The organism is Tardiphaga robiniae (genome assembly GCF_001618955.1).
Lineage (GTDB): Bacteria > Pseudomonadota > Alphaproteobacteria > Rhizobiales > Xanthobacteraceae > Tardiphaga > Tardiphaga robiniae_A.
The window spans coordinates 127,864-144,653 of record NZ_LVYV01000003.1; the positions used below are offsets into that span (position 1 = coordinate 127,864).

The following is a 16,790-nucleotide window of genomic DNA, read 5'->3' on the forward strand; positions in this document are numbered from 1 at the left end:
GACTACTGATCTTCGGGTTGAAGATCGGTTTCCGCCGGCGTCGCATCCACCGGCCGATTTTGTGGCGTACGACTGTTCGGGATCAGATCGTGCTGGGGCTCATCAGGAATGGCGCGCGACCACGGACGGTCCAGACCCCGCGGTCGCACGGCATCGATCGTAAAGCCGTTCGCGGTTCGCTGCAGGCTCACCGCACCATTTCGTTGCAAGCGATCCTGATCGATCACCAGCGCACGGCAATCCTTTGGCGGTTGTCGCGTCGTGATGATGAGCGCCGCTTTCTCGCAATCATCCGTGAATGCGCCCGGCTGCAGTACAAGCGCCACCAACGAACCGTCGGCAAGCGGCGTGATGCATCCGTCGCTGTCGCAGGACACGCCATGGCTGAGAGAGGCATCCGTTGGCAGCCGGGCGTCGGCATCACCAGCAAGCCACTCCTTCGCGAGAAACGCATCCTTAGCGCTGCGCATCATGTGCAGGCGCCCGTCTTTGCCCCGTACCGCAACGCTGTGACCATCCCCCGAGATCAGCACATCTGGCTGCTTCACGAGGAGTGCCCAGACGATCGAGAGCGCAAGCACGCCAACTCCCGCAAGGCGCAAGGGCGTCCGTAGCAATCCGAGCACGATGATGCCGATACTGGCTGCTATCAGCGGTCCGGTGCCGAAGGCCGGCATCCGGCCGATGGCGCCGGGCAAGGCTGCCACCCATTGCGTGACCACGATCATCCACTGGATGCCGACATCCATCAGCCGCCAGAACACACCGTCAAAGCCGAACGGCATGGCCACCAAACCGAGAATACCCGCCGGCATCACCAGCGCCGAGACCACCGGCATCGCCAGGAGATTGGCGAGAACGCCGAAGGGCGTGACGCGATGAAAGTGAAAGGCAGCATAGGGCGTCGTGGCAAGGCCCGCGACCAGCGAAGCCAGCACGAGCATCGCGATCTCGCGTCCGCCCCATAGCGCCATGCGCGCTGTCGCGGAATGATCGGGCGAGGCAAACAGCGCGGGCATGCCGATCTGCACCAATGCGACGAGCCCCAGCGTCGCCGCGAATGACATCTGAAAACTCGGATGCACCAGCGCCTCCGGCGCCACGATCAGAACGACCATTGCCGCCACCGCCAGCGTGCGGAACGTCACCGCGCGGCGATCGACCATGACAGCGATCAGCACGACGGCCGTCATGAAGAACGAACGCTGCGTGGCGACCTCGGCGCCGGACAGCAGCAGATAAAATAGCGCCGCGAGCAATGCCGCAGCCGCTGCGACTTTCTTGATCGGGAACGTCACCGTCAGCACGGGGATCAGTGCCAGCAACGCGCGGATCGCAAAGAACACCACGCCAGCCACGACGGCCATGTGATAGCCGGAGATCGACAGCACATGACCGAGGCCGGAGATGAACATCGCATCATTGACGTCAGCCGAAATCGCATCGCGACGCCCTGTGAGCAGCGCCGTGGCAATGGCGCGGCTATCGCCCGAGAGCACCGTACGAATTCGCGCGTCGATGGCGTCGCGAAGCCCCTGCATGGTCGCCGAATAGCGCAGCGATACACCCGGCTGTATCGGGGGATCGACTGCCTTGATGCCGCCCATCACGAAGCCAGATGCGCCGATCCCTTGAAAATACAGATCCCGTCCGAAGTCGTAGCTGCCCGGCCGGAGCGGCGACAGCGGCGGCTGCAGCCTTGCCTTCAATTCGACGAAGCTGCCGACGACAGGCGCCGTGCCCTTCTTCACCGACAGCCGCACACGGGTGAGTTTCGGTGCGGCGCGCGGGCTGTCCATCGTGGCAACGCGCAGCACGAAGCGATCCGTGCGCTCCCGTTCCTCGTGCGTTTCGACGAAGCCGGTAAGCGCGACGGAATAGAGCGGCTTCGCCAGAACCTCATGAGCCACACGTGCGGTTTTCATGGCAGCCATCGCAAAGCCGGCCGCGATGGCCGCAATGAGCAAGATCAAGGGAAACCATCGCTGCCGCCGCAGCAAAAACGCAGCTACGCAAAGAAGGCTTGCCGTCGCAGCGGCAACCCATGCCACCGGCTCATGCTCAGCGGCAAAATACAGCGCGATGCCGGTGCCGAAAGCGATCGGCACCCAAGGCAGCAAGCGACCGGGACCAGCTTCGGCCCGCACCCACGTCCAGAGCGTCCCGAAGCCCGATGTCGACGACGTCGCTGACGGGAGAGCGATGCCTGCCGTGGCCGGCGGCGGCCATGTGGTCGCCGTGCCGGATCGGCCCCGCCGCTGTTGCTGATCCCCGCCCCGCGCCATCGAACGCCCGCACGCCACGCCTGTCCTTCCGAATGCTATCGGAAGGGCAAACGGCGACTAGCGGAACGGATGCAGAATACGAAAACTAATCCTGAGGTTGATCAGGCCAACTTAGCGTAGCTGTCGCGTAAGCCGACCGTCCGGTTGAAGACCAGCTTGCCCGGCGCTGAATCCTTGTCGCGACAGAAGTAGCCCTGACGCTCGAACTGCACGACATCGCTTGTGTTGTCGCTCGCCAGCGCCGGCTCCAGCATGGCGCCGGTCAGCGTCTCCAGTGAGTCCGGATTGAGCTGTGATGCGAACTCGGTCGCATTGGGCTGCGGATCGGCGAACAGCTGATTGTAGACGCGTACTTCCGCCTGCACGGCATCTGCGGCGCTCACCCAATGGATGGTCGCCTTGACCTTGCGGCCGTCCGGCGCATTGCCGCCGCGGGTCTCGGGATCATAGGTGCAGCGCAGTTCGACGACTTCACCGGCGGCGTTCTTCACCACGTCCTTGCAGGTGATGAAATAGCCATAACGCAAGCGGACCTCACGACCCGGGGCCATGCGGAAGAACTTCTTCGGCGGCTCTTCCATGAAGTCGTCATGCTCGATGTAGAGCTCGCGGCCAAACGGAATCTGCCGGCTGCCGAGCGCCTCGTCGTCGGGATGGTTGATCGCTTCGAGCTGCTCGGTCTGCCCTTCCGGGTAGTTCTCGATCACCACCTTCAACGGCTTCAGCACCGCCATGCGGCGCTGCGCCGTTCGGTTCAGCGTCTCGCGCACGGCGAAATCGAACATCGAGATATCGACGGTCGAGTTGGCCTTAGCGACGCCGATGCGCTTGACGAATTCGCGCAGTGCTTCGGCCGGAATGCCGCGGCGCTGCAGGCCTGCGAGCGTCGGCATCCGTGGATCGTCCCAGCCCGTGACATGGCCGCCGCGGACAAGTTCGGTCAGCACGCGCTTCGACAGCAGCGTGTAGGTCATGTTGAGGCGCGCGAATTCATACTGATGCGGCCGCGATGGCACCGGCAGGTTTTCCAGGCACCAGTCGTAAAGCGGCCGGTGATCCTCGAATTCGAGCGTGCAGATCGAGTGCGTCACGTGTTCGATGGCATCCGACTGACCGTGCGCGAAGTCGTAGCTCGGATAGATGCTCCAAGCGGTGCCCGTGCGCGGGTGATGCGCATGCAGGATACGATAGATCACGGGATCGCGCAGGTTGATGTTGCCCGACGACATGTCGATCTTGGCGCGCAGCACGCGGGCGCCGTTCGGGAATTCGCCGGCGCGCATCCGGGCGAACAGATCGAGGTTCTCGTCGACCGCGCGGTCACGGAACGGGCTGTTCTGGCCGGGCTCCGTCAAAGTGCCGCGCCTGACGCGGATTTCTTCCTGCGACTGGTCGTCGACATAGGCCTTGCCGGTGCGGATCAGATGCACCGCCCAGTCATAGAGCTGCTCGAAATAGTCCGAGGCGTAATGCAGGTTGCCTTCGCCCCAGTCGAAGCCGAGCCAGCGCACATCGCGCTGGATGGCGTCGATATATTCCTGCTCTTCCTTGGTCGGATTGGTGTCGTCGAAGCGCAAGTTGCAGTGGCCGCCGAATTCCTCGGCAACGCCGAAATTCAGGCAGATCGACTTGGCATGGCCGAGATGCAGGTAGCCGTTGGGCTCCGGCGGAAAGCGCGTCACCACGCTCTTGTGCTTGCCGGATTGCAGGTCCGCCGCAACGATGTCGCGGATGAAGTCACGGCCTGCGTCGGATACCGATTCGTCTGTCATTTGCTGCCTTTCAAGCTGCGCTCTATGTGCCAAATCCGGAAGGCCGCGCCAAGGCCGGATCAGGGGGCAGATCACGCGAAAGGACCTTTTCCGATGCGGTTCCGGTCCCAAATCCGCGTTTATTCGCCGTGAGACAGCGCCCTGTCGTTGTGATAAACGCCCGCCAACACTCACACCGAACTCGATCGAACCCGCTGATATGACCGCTCCCGTCGTTACCCGTTTCGCCCCCTCGCCGACCGGCTTCCTCCATATCGGCGGTGGACGCACCGCGCTGTTCAACTGGCTCTATGCCAAGAAGACCGGCGGCAAGATGCTGCTGCGGATCGAGGATACGGATCGCGAGCGTTCAACGGATGCCGCGATCGACGCCATTATCGACGGATTGAAGTGGCTGGGCATCGAGTGGGACGGCGACACCGTCTACCAGTTTGCCCGTGCCGGTCGGCACCGCGAAGTCGCCGAACAGCTGCTGGCCGAGGGCAAGGCCTATTACTGCTACGCCTCAGCCGAGGAGCTGCAGCAGATGCGCGAGACTGCCCGCGCCGAGGGCAAGTCCAAGCTCTATAACGGGCTGTGGCGCGATCGCGATCCGTCGGATCCGCGCCCCGACGTCAAGCCGACGATCCGCCTGAAGGCGCCGCTCACCGGCGAGACCGTGATCGAGGATCAGGTGCAGGGGCGAGTGGTCTGGCAGAACGAGAATCTGGACGATCTCGTGCTGCTGCGCGGCGACGGCAATCCAACCTATATGCTGGCGGTGGTCGTCGACGACCACGACATGGGCGTGACGCATGTGATCCGCGGCGACGACCATCTGATCAACGCCGCCCGCCAGAAGCAGATCTACGACGCACTCGGCTGGACCGTGCCCAGCATGTCGCATATTCCGCTGATCCACGGACCCGATGGCTCGAAACTCTCAAAGCGCCACGGCGCGCTCGGCGTCGAAGCCTATCGCGCGCTGGGCTATGTGCCGGCTGCCCTGCGGAATTACCTGGTGCGGCTCGGCTGGAGCCATGGTGATCAGGAAATCTTCTCGACCCAGGAGATGATCGACGCCTTCGACCTGTCGGGGATCGGCCGCTCCGCCGCGCGTTTCGATTTCGCCAAGCTCGAAAGTCTCAACGGTCACTACATCCGTCACACCGACGATCAATCCCTCGTGACCATGTTCGAGGACGTGCTGAATTACGTGCCCGGCGGACTGGACCTGAAGCCGAAGCTCAACGACACCACCCGCGCCCAATTGCTGCGCGCCATGCCGGGCCTGAAGGAACGCGCCAAGACGCTGATCGAACTAATCGACGGCGCCAATTTCATCTTTGCCGATCGCCCACTGGCGATGGAGCCGAAGGCGCAGGCCGCGCTGACGCCGGAAACCCGTGTGTTGATCGGCAAGTTGCGCACGGCACTGGAAGCCGTCACCGACTGGACCGCAGCAAATGCCGAAGCCGCTACCCGCGCCTTTGCCGAGGAAGCTGGCATCAAGCTTGGCGGGGTCGCGCAACCGCTTCGCGTGGCGCTGACCGGCAAGACCACATCGCCCGGCATTTTCGATGTTCTGGCGGTATTGGGACGGCAGGAATGCCTGGACCGGCTCGCCGATCAGGCATCTATTTAGCATAGCTGTAGGCTGCTTTTGCCCGCCTTGCAGCGCACACAGCAATACGCTACGCATTCTGGCGAATGCTCTGGAATTCCCGGCTAGCCTCCCCATTTCTCCTGAAATGTCGGTGGTTTGCCGGCCCCTCAACGATCTCATCGGGGACCACGCGATGGACGCAAAAACCAATACCAAATCCGCAACGCTGACAGTCGACGGCAAGAGCTTCGACCTTCCGATTCACAGCGGGACGATCGGCCCTGATGTCATCGACATCGGCAAGCTTTACGCCCAGTCCGGGATGTTTACCTACGATCCGGGCTTCACCTCGACGGGCAGCTGCCAGTCCAAGATCACCTATATCGATGGCGATGCCGGTATCCTCGAATACCGCGGCTACCCCATCGAGCAGCTCGCTGCTAAGGGCGATTTCCTCGAGACCTGCTACCTGCTGCTGTATGGGGAACTCCCGACCAAGACGCAGAAGGCAAAGTTCGACGCATTGGTCACCAATCATACGATGGTTCACGACCAGATGAGCCGCTTTTTCCAGGGCTTCCGCCGCGACGCGCATCCGATGGCCGTGATGGTCGCATCGGTTGGCGCCCTCGCCGCTTTCTACCACGACTCAACTGATATCAACGATCCGAAGCAGCGCGAAATCGCGTCGATCCGCATGATCGCCAAGATTCCGACGCTCGCCGCGATGGCTTACAAGTATACGATCGGCCAGCCTTTCGTGTATCCGACCAACTCGCTCGACTTCGCGTCGAACTTCATGAAGATGTGCTTCGCCGTGCCGTGCGATGACTTCAAGGTCAATCCGGTGCTCGCCAAGGCGCTGGACAAGATCTTCACGCTTCATGCCGATCACGAGCAGAACGCATCGACCTCGACCGTCCGCATCGCCGGCTCGTCGGGTGCCAACCCGTTCGCCTGTATCGCCGCCGGCATCGCATGCCTGTGGGGACCGGCACATGGTGGCGCCAACGAAGCCGCATTGCAGATGCTCGCCGAGATCGGCACCGTCGACAAGATTCCTGACTTCATCGCCAAGGTGAAGGACAAGAATTCCAGCGTCCGCCTGATGGGCTTCGGTCACCGCGTCTACAAGAACTACGATCCGCGCGCGAAGATCATGCAGCAGACCTGCCATGAAGTGCTCAAGGAAACCGGCCATGGCGGCGACGAGATGCTCGCCGTCGCCATGGAGCTCGAGAAGATCGCGCTGTCCGATCCGTACTTCATCGACCGCAAGCTGTATCCGAATGTCGATTTCTATTCGGGCATCACGCTGAAGGCGATGGGCTTCCCGACCTCGATGTTCACGGTTCTCTTCGCCGTCGCCCGCACCGTCGGCTGGATCAGCCAGTGGAGCGAGATGATTGGCGATCCGCAGCAGAAGATCGGCCGTCCGCGCCAGCTCTACACGGGCGCTGCCCGCCGCGACTACGTGGACATCGCCAAGCGCGCCTAATACGCTGCGGCAAAGGCTAGAAAAGAAAATCGGCGGATCGCAAGATCCGCCGATTTTTTGTTCAAGCTACTTCTCATCCTTGCGCATCGTCGCGAGCACGACGGCGGCAGCGGCGTCACTCGGCAGCATCCGTCCCACGCCCATGATTCCATCCAATCGCGCCATGGCTTCGATCTGACGGCGCCGCACCTGTGTGTCTGCCAGCACCTCTTGCAACGACGCAGCAAGCTTTTCCGGCGTGCAGTCTTCCTGGATGAACTCCGGAATGACATTCTCGCCGATCACCAGATTGGCGAGGATGACCGACGATGATGTGATGCGGCGGCGGATGATCCAGGCCTCGACGCTGCCGGCCTTGTAGGCGGTGACCATCGGCACGCCCGACAATGCAAGCTCCAGCGTCACCGTCCCCGACTTGGCAAAGGCCGCATGCGCAATGCGGAACGCCGCGCGCTTCTCTGTTTCGCCCACGACGATCCGCGGCTGCACCGGCCACGCCTTGAGCGCTTCGGCGATGACTTCGACGAGATGCGGCATGGTCGGCAGGATCAGTTCGAATTGCGTGCCCTGCTTTTTCAGCAGATCGAGCGTCGCGCCGAACGTTGCCATGTGATGACGGATCTCGCTGCGACGGCTACCCGGCAGCACCAGCAGCACCGGCGGCTTCATTTCGCGACGCGCCTGCTCTTCCGCATTGGGACGCAGCGCATCGATCTGCTCGATCAGGGGATGACCGACATAGGTACATGGCGGTCCGCCGAGCCGCTGATGGGCCTCCGGCTCGAACGGCAGCAGCGCCAGCACATGGTCGACATAAGCGCGCATCGCCTTCGCGCGCCCCGGCCGCCACGCCCACACCGTTGGCGACACATAGTTGACGACGGGAATGGAGGGATCGCGCTGGCGCACGCGCTTCGCGACGCGATGGGTGAAGTCCGGGCTATCGACGATGACCAGCACATCAGGCCTAGCGCGTAGGACATCCTTGGTCGCGCGCGTGATGAGCCGCAGGATCGACGGCAATTTCCGTACGACGGCTGCAAGGCCGATGATGGAAAGCTCCTCGATGGGAAACAGCGATTGCAGTCCTTCCCGCGCCATCGACGAACCGCCGACGCCTTCGAAGCGCACATCGTCGCCGAGCCGCTGGCGCAGCACCTTCATCAGCGCTGAGCCGAGACGGTCGCCGGATTCTTCGGTGGCGATGAGATAGATCGTCTTCGTCACGTCGGAAGTCCCGTCACGAAAAGACCTGCGGCATCGGCGGCGACAATCATCTGCTGCGGTTCGGCGACGATCGTATTGCCTGCGACAATGGCGATGCCGGCGAGCTTCGCGGCCGCAGCGCGCTCGATCGTCCGCGGCCCCAATGTCGGCAGATCGAAACGCAGATCCTGACCGCTCTTCGGCGCCTTCACCAGTACGCCCCGCCCTGCCTTGGCGCGAATACGTCCCTGCTCACGTAGAAGCGCCACGCGGGCCAGCAATCCATCGGTACCTTCGATATCCTCGATCCCCACCACATGCCCGTCGATCACTACGGTAGCCTGGCCGATATCGAACGGGCTTAAGGCGCGCAGGACTTCGCGCCCACGCGCGATATCGGCTTCAGCGTCTTGATCCGGTACGGCACGTGTCACGCTGCCCGCAGGCATCAGCACATCCGGCGCGACGTCCTTGATCCCCAGCAAACGAAAACCTTCATGCTCGAACAGGCGGCTGATACTCGTCAGCAAATGATCGTCACCGCCGCGAAACGCGCGAAACACTTTCGGCATCACGCGAAGCGTTGCCCAGTCCAGCCTGATCTCGGAGATTGCCGGCCGCACCAGCGTGCCAATGAACGTGAGATCCCGGCAATTTTCGCTGCGCATCAGCTTCAGCAAACGGCCAAACTGGCCGATGGGAATCCAGTGGTGCTGAAATCGGGCCACCAGCGCCGGATCGCAGAACCCCTTCAGCGCGAACAACACTGGCTTGATGCCGCGCGCCTGCAACGAGTCCGCGACGGCGAAGGGCAGCGAGCCGCCGCCGGCGATGATCCCGAACGGCGAGCCTATCGGCGGACGTTCTTGCAGATCCTGCGCTTGAGCCTGGTCGGTCATGGTTCGCCCCGCGATACCCGAACTCAAGAGTTGTTCTTGCTATCCTCGGGCAGACACAGTGCGCGGTGCTTGGCACCCGCGATGAATGTCAGGATTTCTGCAATCGCCGGATCGTCATTTGCCAAAGGCTGCACGCGCTCAAGCCGCTCGGCGAAGACGCCCGCGCCATGGAACAGCTTTTGATAGAACGAGCGCACGGCGGCGACGCGCTCCTTCGTGAATTTGCGGCGCTTCATGCCGATGATGTTGAGGCCTTCCAGCGCCGCATATTGACCATTCACAAGCCCGAACGGGATGATGTCGCCGCGCACGCCGCAGATGCCACCGACCATGACCTGGGAGCCAATGCGGGTGAACTGGTGCACGGCCGACAGCCCGCCCATGAAAACGAAATCGCCGATCTCGCAATGGCCGCCAAGCGTCGCCGAGGTCGCGAAGATCACGTCATTGCCGACGTGGCAATCATGGCCGACATGGGCGCAGTTCATGAAGTAGCCGCGATCGCCCACCGACGTGATGCCGCCGCCGGCGACAGTACCCGCATTCATGGTCACGGACTCGCGGATGGTACAGCCATTGCCGATGGTCAGTCTGGTCAGTTCGCCCTTGTAGCTGAGCGACTGCGGGGGCGTGCCCAATGAGGCGAACGGATAGATCGTGCAGTTCTCGCCGATAGTCGTCTGCGCCGTCACGTTGACATGCGATAGCAGCTTCGTGCCTGCACCGATCGTGACGTGTGGTCCGATGATGCAGAAGGGTCCGATTTCGGCGCCCTCGCCAATGACAGCACCGTCGGCGACGCGGGCGGTTGGATCGATCTTGCTCATCGAGAAGTCCAGTTCCTGCAGATTTCTAGGATTTTCCGCTGCGTAACCCGCGTCACGTGGACTGTCCAGTGCCGCGCCGACAAGCGCCACTGGAACCTTGCTGAACTCAATATGTTCATGATATGTTCTTTATGGACCAGTACGGAATGACCTTTCATGGCGCTTCTGACCAATCGGGAGGAGGAAGTATTATCGTTGGTTGAGCAGTCGATGAGCTGCAAACAGATCGCCCGCGCGCTCGCCATTTCCGAGTTCACCGTCCGCAAACATCGCGCGAGCATCCTGCACAAGATGCGGCTGGGAACCACGGCGCAACTTACCGCCTTCGCCAAAACATCTTTCGCCAACACGTCGCAAGTTGGCGAGACATCGCAACAGGTCGATCAGCGGGAAAGACACGACCGGTCTTTTTGATCGGCAGCCGACCTATCCTCCGACCGCGCGAAATCGACGTCGCGCGGCTCATTGCTGTTGGCCTCACCAGCAAGCAGATCGCCCGCAAACTCGGGATCAGCCCCCTCACCGTCCGCAAGCATCGCGAGAACGCGATGCGCAACCTGAACGTCCACAGCCTTGCCGAGCTGATCGATGCGACGAGGCGGCTCGGTTTCGTCAATACGCCATCGGAGCCATATCGCACAACCAATGGTTGATGCACGCTATGGTTGTTATCCGCGACATCGTCACGACATCACGCAAGCCGCAATGCTTCCTCGCTTCGCAAGGCCGCTTGTTGTCGCCGACCCGTCACCATTCAGCCAGGAGCAGCAACATGGCCAAATACACGATCAAGGTTCTGAACAACTCTGGATTCGCGAAGAATTATGTTCTCTTCATGCAACCACCCGCTGTGACATCGACGGGCGGACAGCCGGTCGTTTACAGCAACGCGTGGGTGACTTTCAACGGCATCCTGCCGGGTGGAACGGATACGGTCGAGTACACCGACGAGACTTTCGCCTACTGGGCGACTGCAACCATGCCCGTCGCTCCAGGGACAACCATGGGCCAGAGCGGCGCTGCTGCGGTCGATGTCACTCTGCAGGACAGCGTCACCTTCGCCGGAACGACGCCCATCGGGTTCGGCACCGTTACACCGGGCGGCGCGATGACCGGCTCTTACAGGATTATCGCCAACAACGATTTCACGGCATCCAACGGATACTTGTTCGGTCTGGCGCGTCCCGGCAACGTTCCAAGCATCCCGTCGCCGGTCGCTACCTTCATCGCAGAGCCGAACGACACGTTCAACGTGACACCTGTGATCAACTTCTATGTCGCCGATGGCGCATACACGCCCGGTCAGATCATCGATTACACCGCAGCCTCGACCAAGGCCGGCAACGTCAACTTCACGGGTCGCGCGCAAACCAGCGCTGTGGTCACGCAGAACCCCGACGGCTCCTTCTCCCCTCAGTACTATTGATCGATCGGCTTCGGTGAAGGCCTGCGTCCTGGCCGCACCAAATCCTGATCTGGATCTGCACCATGTGCGCCGAGATCGGTGCCGCCGCAGCGGGCGGCGGCACCGCATAACCATCCCCTCCAATTCACATGCTGACATCACAAGAGGTCCACATGGCTGTAGCCTATTCATCCTTTGTCACACCGACCGGGAATCTCGCACCGGCGATTCACGGCGCCAATTTCGACGCTCCGTTCAACTGTTCCGCCACATTCACCGGCACCTGCTCGGCTGGTGAATATCGCCAATATGTCATGGGCCAGAACACGGCCAATGGCAGCGTGGTCGCCCTCGTGTTGTGCGGAGCTGTGGTGCTGCTACCAGCGGCATATCAGGAAGATGGCTGTCCGTCGGGCAGCTGTACGGCGTACGGGCATCGAACCTGTCCACAGCACCCGTATGATCGTTATGACCCTGCACGTCCGGACGGGTGCCAGTTCTCGATGTATGATGCGCCCGGATTCAAGAACGTGGTGCGAGGGACCACATACGTCGTCTACTTTTCATTCCAGGGAAAACTGATCGACACGTCAGCCGGCGGTGCCGTCCTTGCAACAAAAGGATGGACGGTAGAAGGGACTACGACCGTGGCAGAGACTCCTCCAACACCGGCTTTGGTTGGCTTGTCGGCGACCGAGAAACTCATTGGTGCGCATACCGCGCTCAATCTCGAAACCGGCGCTCTTGAATTGCACATCGTGATCACGCGCCCCGCAGGCTTACCGGGCCTCGATGGCTCGTCGATGAGCCTGTCTCTCATCGATCCGACGGGTAAAAGATCGCATCCGTCTGACGCACCCGCGGTGCACGAGATCGGGACTCAGAGCCAATCGACCGTGAGCATCGTCTATACGCTGGGCCAGGGCACCACGCCGCCGAGCTCGATAGAACTGGCTATACATGGCGGCGTCGTCACGATGCGTGTTCGGCAGCGCTAGCGCGTTTTCGAGCGAAGTGGGTACCGGTTCGCATCAAGAAAACGCGTCTAAACAAAAAGCTAGAGCCTCGGTTCCGCTTCTATCGGAACCGAGGCTCTAGACGAATGACGCGGACTGAGCGGTCGACCTCAGTCTGTCAGCATTGCACCGACATCGGCCTCGGCGACGACCTTGCCATTTACCTTGGCGTCGCCATGGAACCACCACATCGCCTTTTTCCGGCCGATCAGGTGCAGATGATATTCGATCGTATCGCCAGGCATCACCGGCTTACGAAACTTGCACTTGTCGATGGTGAGGAAATACACCGCACGCGGCTTCTCGGTGCCTTCGACGGACGAGATGCCGATCACGCCCGCTGTCTGCGCCATGCCTTCGATCATCAACACGCCGGGATAGACCGGGCGATCAGGGAAATGCCCGAGGAATGCCGGTTCGTTGATCGTGACGTTCTTGATACCAATGCCGCTGAAGTCCTTGCGGATGTTGACGACACGATCGATCAGAAGAAACGGATAGCGATGCGGAAGGGTCTTGAGGATGGTGTTGATGTCGACCGTCTCGATGATGATCGGCGATGCGCCATCGCTTGGTAAATCCTGGCTCATTCCCGCCCCTCGTCTTTCGTATCCTGCGTCGCCGCATCCGTTCCCGGCATGCTCTCGCGGGCGAGTCTCTCAACCGCGAGGATCTCGCGGAACCATTGCTTGGTCGGCCGGGCAAAGATGCCACCCCACCGCGCGCGCGGCGGAATGCTGTCTTTCACTCCGGCCATTGCTGCAACTTGTGCGCCATCGCCAATCGTAATGTGATTGTTGAGGCCCACCATGGCGCCCAGCGCGACGTTGTCGCCGATGGTCAGACTGCCTGCAAGGCCGCATTTGGCAGCGATCACGCAGTGCCGTCCGATCGTCACATTGTGGCCGATCTGGACCTGATTGTCGATTTTGGTCCCCTCGCCAATCACGGTATCGCGCAGGCTGCCGCGATCAATCGTAGTGCCGGCGCCGATCTCGACGTCGTTCTGGATCAGGACACGGCCGGTCTGCGGGACCTTGATGTGCTTGTCTCGCCCGAACACGAAGCCGAAGCCGTCCTGGCCGAGCTTGCAGCCAGGATGCACCAGGACGTTGTTGCCGATCAGGGTGAACTGCAGCGAGCTGCCGGCGCCGATATTGCAATCGCGGCCGATCTTGACCCCGGCCGCGATCACCGCGCCCGAACCGATGATGGTTCCGGATCCGATCTCGACATCCGGACCGATCACGGCCAGCGGATCCACTGTAACGTCGTCCTCGAGCTGAGCCGAAGGATGGATGACGGCGGAAGCTGCGATGCCGGAAATGGCGAAGCCGGAGGTCGGACGCAATGTCTCCGGATACAGCTCGCAGGCCAGCTCCACGAAGGCAGCGAAGGGCCGCTTGGCGCGCAGCACCGTCACATGAGCCGGAATGTCGCCCTTAAAGCTCTCACTCACCAGGCAGGCACCGGCCTTGGTGCGGGTCAGCTGATCGATGTAACGGAGGTTTTCGAAGAAGGTCAGGTGATGGGGGCCGGCCTCGTCGAGCGCGGCCACCCCGGTCACGATCTGATCGGCCCGCGTGGGGTCGACCAGTCGCGCCTTCGTTGACGCGGCTATTTCAGCCAGCGTCAACGACGGCGATTGCTTGAAGAACGTCGGCAGAGCCATTCCACCCGTCGCGGTCCGGCCGGAGATCAAACTCAGAACGAAGTTCCGCCGCCGAACTTGAACTGCTGCACGCGATCATAGGCGCCCTTGGTGATCGGCACTGCGTAGTCGAAGCGCAGCGGACCGAAAGGCGACTGCCAGATCAGGCCCACACCGACCGACGACCGCACGACATTGCCATCGTCATAGGTCATGCCGGCGCAATTACCGACGCTCGTCGCACTCGCCTTCACGCAGCCGGCGGTATTGACTTCGCCAGTCTGAGCCCAGCTCGTCGGTCCCTGATAGTCCCAGAGACCGCCGGCATCGGCATAGACTGCGCCCTTGATGCCAACTTCCTTCGGCAGGAACCAGAACGGCATCTGCAATTCGGCCGAAGCGCCCCAATATTTGGTACCGCCGAGCGCGTCACCATAGGATCCCAGCGCAACGTAGCTGATGTCACGCGGGCCGATGCCGTTCTGCGCGAAACCACGCACCAGGTTCGGACCCATCTGGAAGTGATCCAGCATGCGGATGTCTTCGCCGACCTTGTTCAGCATACCACCCTGAACACGCAGCAAACCAACGATGTCGGCCACCAGCGGGGTGTAGTACTTCGCATCGATCGTGGTCTTCAAGTAGGTCACGTCGCCGCCGACGCCAGCGTAGTCCTGCTTGAACTCCAGGAACAGACCGTCGGTCGGGTTCTTGTTGTTGTCGAGGGTGTTGTAGTTCAGCGTGTAGCCGAGCGCGGAGGTCAGCGTCTTGCCGCTGGCCAGTTCACGGCGAACCGGCAGCGACGATTCGCCATCGGCGTAACAGCCCCATGTATTGGCATCAGCGGGATTAACCGAACCCGGGAACAGCGAATTCAGGTAGCCGGGCGTGTTGGTCGCAGTTGGGCTGCCTGGAAGGTTGTTACAGTTGCTCAACGTCGCCGGGAGCGAAATCTCCTGCTGATAGACGGAGTAGCGCAGCTGCAGCGCGAGATCTTCACGCAGCTGGAAACCGAGGCGCGGGCTGAAGCCAAGCGTCTTGGTGTTGTACGAGATGTAGCTGTTGGACAGCTGCTCGCGCTGATAAAAATCGAGGCCGAGCGCGACGCGGTAATCGAGCAGGTAGGGCTCGACGAAGGACAGCGAGTAGCCACGGGCATACTGGCCGTACTGAACCGATGCCTTCGCAAACAGGCCACGACCGAGGAAGTTACGTTCCGAGACGCTGACTTCGCCGAGCGCACCGTCGGTGGTCGAGTAGCCGCCCGAGACCGAGAAGTCGCCGGTGGATTTTTCTTCCAGATCGACGACCAGGATCACGCGATCGCTGGACGAACCTGGCTCGGTCGTCACCTTCACGCTCTTGAAGAAGTCGAGGTTCTTCAGGCGGCGTTCGGCACGATCAACCAGCGCACGGTTATAGGCATCGCCTTCGGCGAGATCGAATTCGCGGCGGATGACATAGTCACGGGTACGCGTGTTTCCGCGCACATTGATGCGCTCGATATAGACGCGCGGACCCTCCTCCACCGTGAAACCGATGGTAACGGTGTGAGATTCGAAATTGCGATCGCCACGCGGACGCACGACGGCAAAGGCGTAGCCGCGACGCGACATTTCGATCTGCATTTCCTCAACCGACTTCTCCAGCGCTTCCGCGTTGTAGAGCGAGCCGACGCCGACGCGCGAGAAGCTGCGCAGCGAGTTCGGATCGAACTGCGGAATGGTGGACGAGAAGTCGACCGACGACACGCGGTACTGCTGGCCTTCTTCGATTTTGAAGGTGACCAGGAAGCCCTTTTGGTTCGGATCGTATTCGGTGAGCGCGGCCACGACCTGAACGTCGGCGAAGCCGTTCTTCAGATAATAGCGGCGGATCAGGTCGCGATCGGCTTCGATGCGGTCCGGATCATAGATATCGCCCGAAGCCAGGAAGCTCAGGAGGTTCGATTCACGGGTCTTGATGACGTCCTTGAGGCGGTAGGACGAGTAATAGTTGTTGCCGATGAACTGGATCGACTTCACGCCGGTCTTCGCACCTTCGTTGATCGTAAAGATCAGGTCGACGCGGTTGTTCGGCTGCTCGATAAATTCCGGAACGACGCTGACGTCGTAACGGCCAGAGCGACGATAGATTTCGGAGATGCGCTGCGCGTCTGCCTGCACCATCGGGCGCGACAACGTCCCCCGCGGCTTCGACTGCACTTCGGCGTTCAGTTGGTCGTCCTTGACCTTCTTGTTACCTTCGAAGGCGATGCGGCCAATGACCGGGTTTTCGACGACGCTGACGACCAGACGGCCACCGGCTTGATTGATCTTCACGTCCTGGAACAGGCCGGTCTCGATGAGCGACTTGAGGCCGTCATCGATGGTGCCCTGATCCAGCCGGCCGCTCGGGCCGGGACGGAAATAGGAGCGGATGGTCTCCACATCCACGCGACGATTGCCTTCAACAACAATCGAAGCGGCGGTCTGAGCCACGGCAGTCGAAGAAACGAGCGCAGCAGTCGCTGTAACGGCGACCGGCATGGCGACCAAGATCGAAGCAGCAAGAAGGCCGCCCCGGAAACCCCGCAAACCAAAAATCATGCGCAAAGCGCCCTTATCATTCCATCGCCAGCCCGCACCCCTACGGTCTGACAGAATC

The 16,790-nt window shown here is 61.5% G+C and carries 14 protein-coding genes; 6 read left to right on the top strand and 8 right to left on the bottom strand.

What is annotated here, in order from left to right; translation table 11 throughout:
- Positions 1–2: 2 nt before the first annotated feature.
- Together A4A58_RS07530 and A4A58_RS07535 are read right to left on the bottom strand one after the other, a co-directional pair.
- Positions 3–2,285: a ComEC/Rec2 family competence protein gene (locus A4A58_RS07530; protein ID WP_068730851.1), complete on the bottom strand. Its 2,283-nt coding sequence runs from the start codon at positions 2,283–2,285 to the stop codon at positions 3–5.
- Between the two features lie 101 nt (positions 2,286–2,386).
- Entirely contained in the window at positions 2,387–4,057 is a 1,671-nt protein-coding gene (locus tag A4A58_RS07535; RefSeq protein WP_068730852.1) for a glutamine--tRNA ligase/YqeY domain fusion protein, read from the bottom strand.
- Between the two features lie 199 nt (positions 4,058–4,256).
- On the opposite strand from A4A58_RS07535, the gene gltX reads away from it, so the two are divergent.
- Both gltX and gltA read left to right on the top strand, forming a co-directional pair.
- The gene (gltX, locus tag A4A58_RS07540; RefSeq protein WP_068730853.1) at positions 4,257–5,681 is read left to right on the top strand and encodes a glutamate--tRNA ligase; all 1,425 of its coding nucleotides are present in this window, start codon (positions 4,257–4,259) and stop codon (positions 5,679–5,681) included.
- 154 nt (positions 5,682–5,835) lie between these two features.
- Positions 5,836–7,140: a citrate synthase gene (gltA, locus tag A4A58_RS07545; protein WP_068730958.1), complete on the top strand. Its 1,305-nt coding sequence runs from the start codon at positions 5,836–5,838 to the stop codon at positions 7,138–7,140.
- A gap of 66 nt (positions 7,141–7,206) precedes the next feature.
- On the opposite strand, the gene lpxB is transcribed toward gltA, so the two are convergent.
- The 3 genes from lpxB to lpxA are packed head-to-tail and all read right to left on the bottom strand — an operon-like array spanning position 7,207 to position 10,072.
- A complete protein-coding gene (lpxB, locus tag A4A58_RS07550) occupies positions 7,207–8,367 on the bottom strand; it encodes a lipid-A-disaccharide synthase (RefSeq protein WP_068730854.1) in 1,161 nt (386 codons plus the stop codon).
- Positions 8,364–9,245: an LpxI family protein gene (locus tag A4A58_RS07555; protein ID WP_068730855.1), complete on the bottom strand. Its 882-nt coding sequence runs from the start codon at positions 9,243–9,245 to the stop codon at positions 8,364–8,366. The genes lpxB and A4A58_RS07555 overlap by 4 nt, the downstream gene beginning before the upstream one ends.
- Before the next feature lie 23 nt (positions 9,246–9,268).
- Positions 9,269–10,072 carry an acyl-ACP--UDP-N-acetylglucosamine O-acyltransferase gene (gene lpxA, locus A4A58_RS07560; RefSeq protein ID WP_068730856.1) on the bottom strand — a complete coding sequence of 268 codons (804 nt, stop codon included), beginning with the start codon at positions 10,070–10,072 and terminating at the stop codon, positions 9,269–9,271.
- 156 nt (positions 10,073–10,228) lie between these two features.
- On the opposite strand from lpxA, the gene A4A58_RS31435 reads away from it, so the two are divergent.
- From A4A58_RS31435 to A4A58_RS30215, 4 genes are all read left to right on the top strand, one after another.
- Positions 10,229–10,486 carry a response regulator transcription factor gene (locus tag A4A58_RS31435; protein ID WP_068730857.1) on the top strand — a complete coding sequence of 86 codons (258 nt, stop codon included), beginning with the start codon at positions 10,229–10,231 and terminating at the stop codon, positions 10,484–10,486.
- Entirely contained in the window at positions 10,483–10,725 is a 243-nt protein-coding gene (locus A4A58_RS31440) for a response regulator transcription factor (RefSeq protein ID WP_068730858.1), read from the top strand. The genes A4A58_RS31435 and A4A58_RS31440 overlap by 4 nt, the downstream gene beginning before the upstream one ends.
- Positions 10,726–10,844: 119 nt before the next feature.
- Positions 10,845–11,498, top strand: a complete 654-nt coding sequence (locus A4A58_RS07575; RefSeq protein WP_139069799.1) for a hypothetical protein — start codon at positions 10,845–10,847, stop codon at positions 11,496–11,498.
- A gap of 152 nt (positions 11,499–11,650) precedes the next feature.
- Positions 11,651–12,475 (top strand): hypothetical protein, encoded by an 825-nt coding sequence (locus A4A58_RS30215; RefSeq protein ID WP_139069800.1) that lies wholly within the window; start codon positions 11,651–11,653, stop codon positions 12,473–12,475.
- Between the two features lie 128 nt (positions 12,476–12,603).
- Here the strand turns inward: A4A58_RS30215 and fabZ are convergent, their stop codons facing one another.
- The 3 genes from fabZ to bamA are packed head-to-tail and all read right to left on the bottom strand — an operon-like array spanning position 12,604 to position 16,732.
- Entirely contained in the window at positions 12,604–13,083 is a 480-nt protein-coding gene (fabZ, locus tag A4A58_RS07585; protein WP_068730861.1) for a 3-hydroxyacyl-ACP dehydratase FabZ, read from the bottom strand.
- Entirely contained in the window at positions 13,080–14,165 is a 1,086-nt protein-coding gene (gene lpxD / locus A4A58_RS07590; RefSeq protein WP_068730862.1) for a UDP-3-O-(3-hydroxymyristoyl)glucosamine N-acyltransferase, read from the bottom strand. Before lpxD ends, fabZ begins: the two co-directional genes overlap by 4 nt.
- A gap of 32 nt (positions 14,166–14,197) precedes the next feature.
- Positions 14,198–16,732 carry an outer membrane protein assembly factor BamA gene (gene bamA / locus A4A58_RS07595; RefSeq protein WP_068730863.1) on the bottom strand — a complete coding sequence of 845 codons (2,535 nt, stop codon included), beginning with the start codon at positions 16,730–16,732 and terminating at the stop codon, positions 14,198–14,200.
- Positions 16,733–16,790: the final 58 nt, after the last annotated feature.

Excerpts from the sequence above, each read along its gene's own strand:
- A4A58_RS07530 (WP_068730851.1), bottom strand. The coding sequence starts at position 2,285 with ATGGCGCGGGGCGGGGATCAGCAACAGCGGCGGGGCCGATCCGGCACG.
- A4A58_RS07535 (WP_068730852.1), bottom strand. The coding sequence starts at position 4,057 with ATGACAGACGAATCGGTATCCGACGCAGGCCGTGACTTCATCCGCGAC.
- gltX (WP_068730853.1), top strand. The coding sequence starts at position 4,257 with ATGACCGCTCCCGTCGTTACCCGTTTCGCCCCCTCGCCGACCGGCTTC.
- gltA (WP_068730958.1), top strand. The coding sequence starts at position 5,836 with ATGGACGCAAAAACCAATACCAAATCCGCAACGCTGACAGTCGACGGC.
- A4A58_RS07555 (WP_068730855.1), bottom strand. The coding sequence starts at position 9,245 with ATGACCGACCAGGCTCAAGCGCAGGATCTGCAAGAACGTCCGCCGATA.
- lpxA (WP_068730856.1), bottom strand. The coding sequence starts at position 10,072 with ATGAGCAAGATCGATCCAACCGCCCGCGTCGCCGACGGTGCTGTCATT.
- A4A58_RS31435 (WP_068730857.1), top strand. The coding sequence starts at position 10,229 with ATGGCGCTTCTGACCAATCGGGAGGAGGAAGTATTATCGTTGGTTGAG.
- A4A58_RS07575 (WP_139069799.1), top strand. The coding sequence starts at position 10,845 with ATGGCCAAATACACGATCAAGGTTCTGAACAACTCTGGATTCGCGAAG.
- A4A58_RS30215 (WP_139069800.1), top strand. The coding sequence starts at position 11,651 with ATGGCTGTAGCCTATTCATCCTTTGTCACACCGACCGGGAATCTCGCA.
- fabZ (WP_068730861.1), bottom strand. The coding sequence starts at position 13,083 with ATGAGCCAGGATTTACCAAGCGATGGCGCATCGCCGATCATCATCGAG.
- lpxD (WP_068730862.1), bottom strand. The coding sequence starts at position 14,165 with ATGGCTCTGCCGACGTTCTTCAAGCAATCGCCGTCGTTGACGCTGGCT.
- bamA (WP_068730863.1), bottom strand. The coding sequence starts at position 16,732 with ATGATTTTTGGTTTGCGGGGTTTCCGGGGCGGCCTTCTTGCTGCTTCG.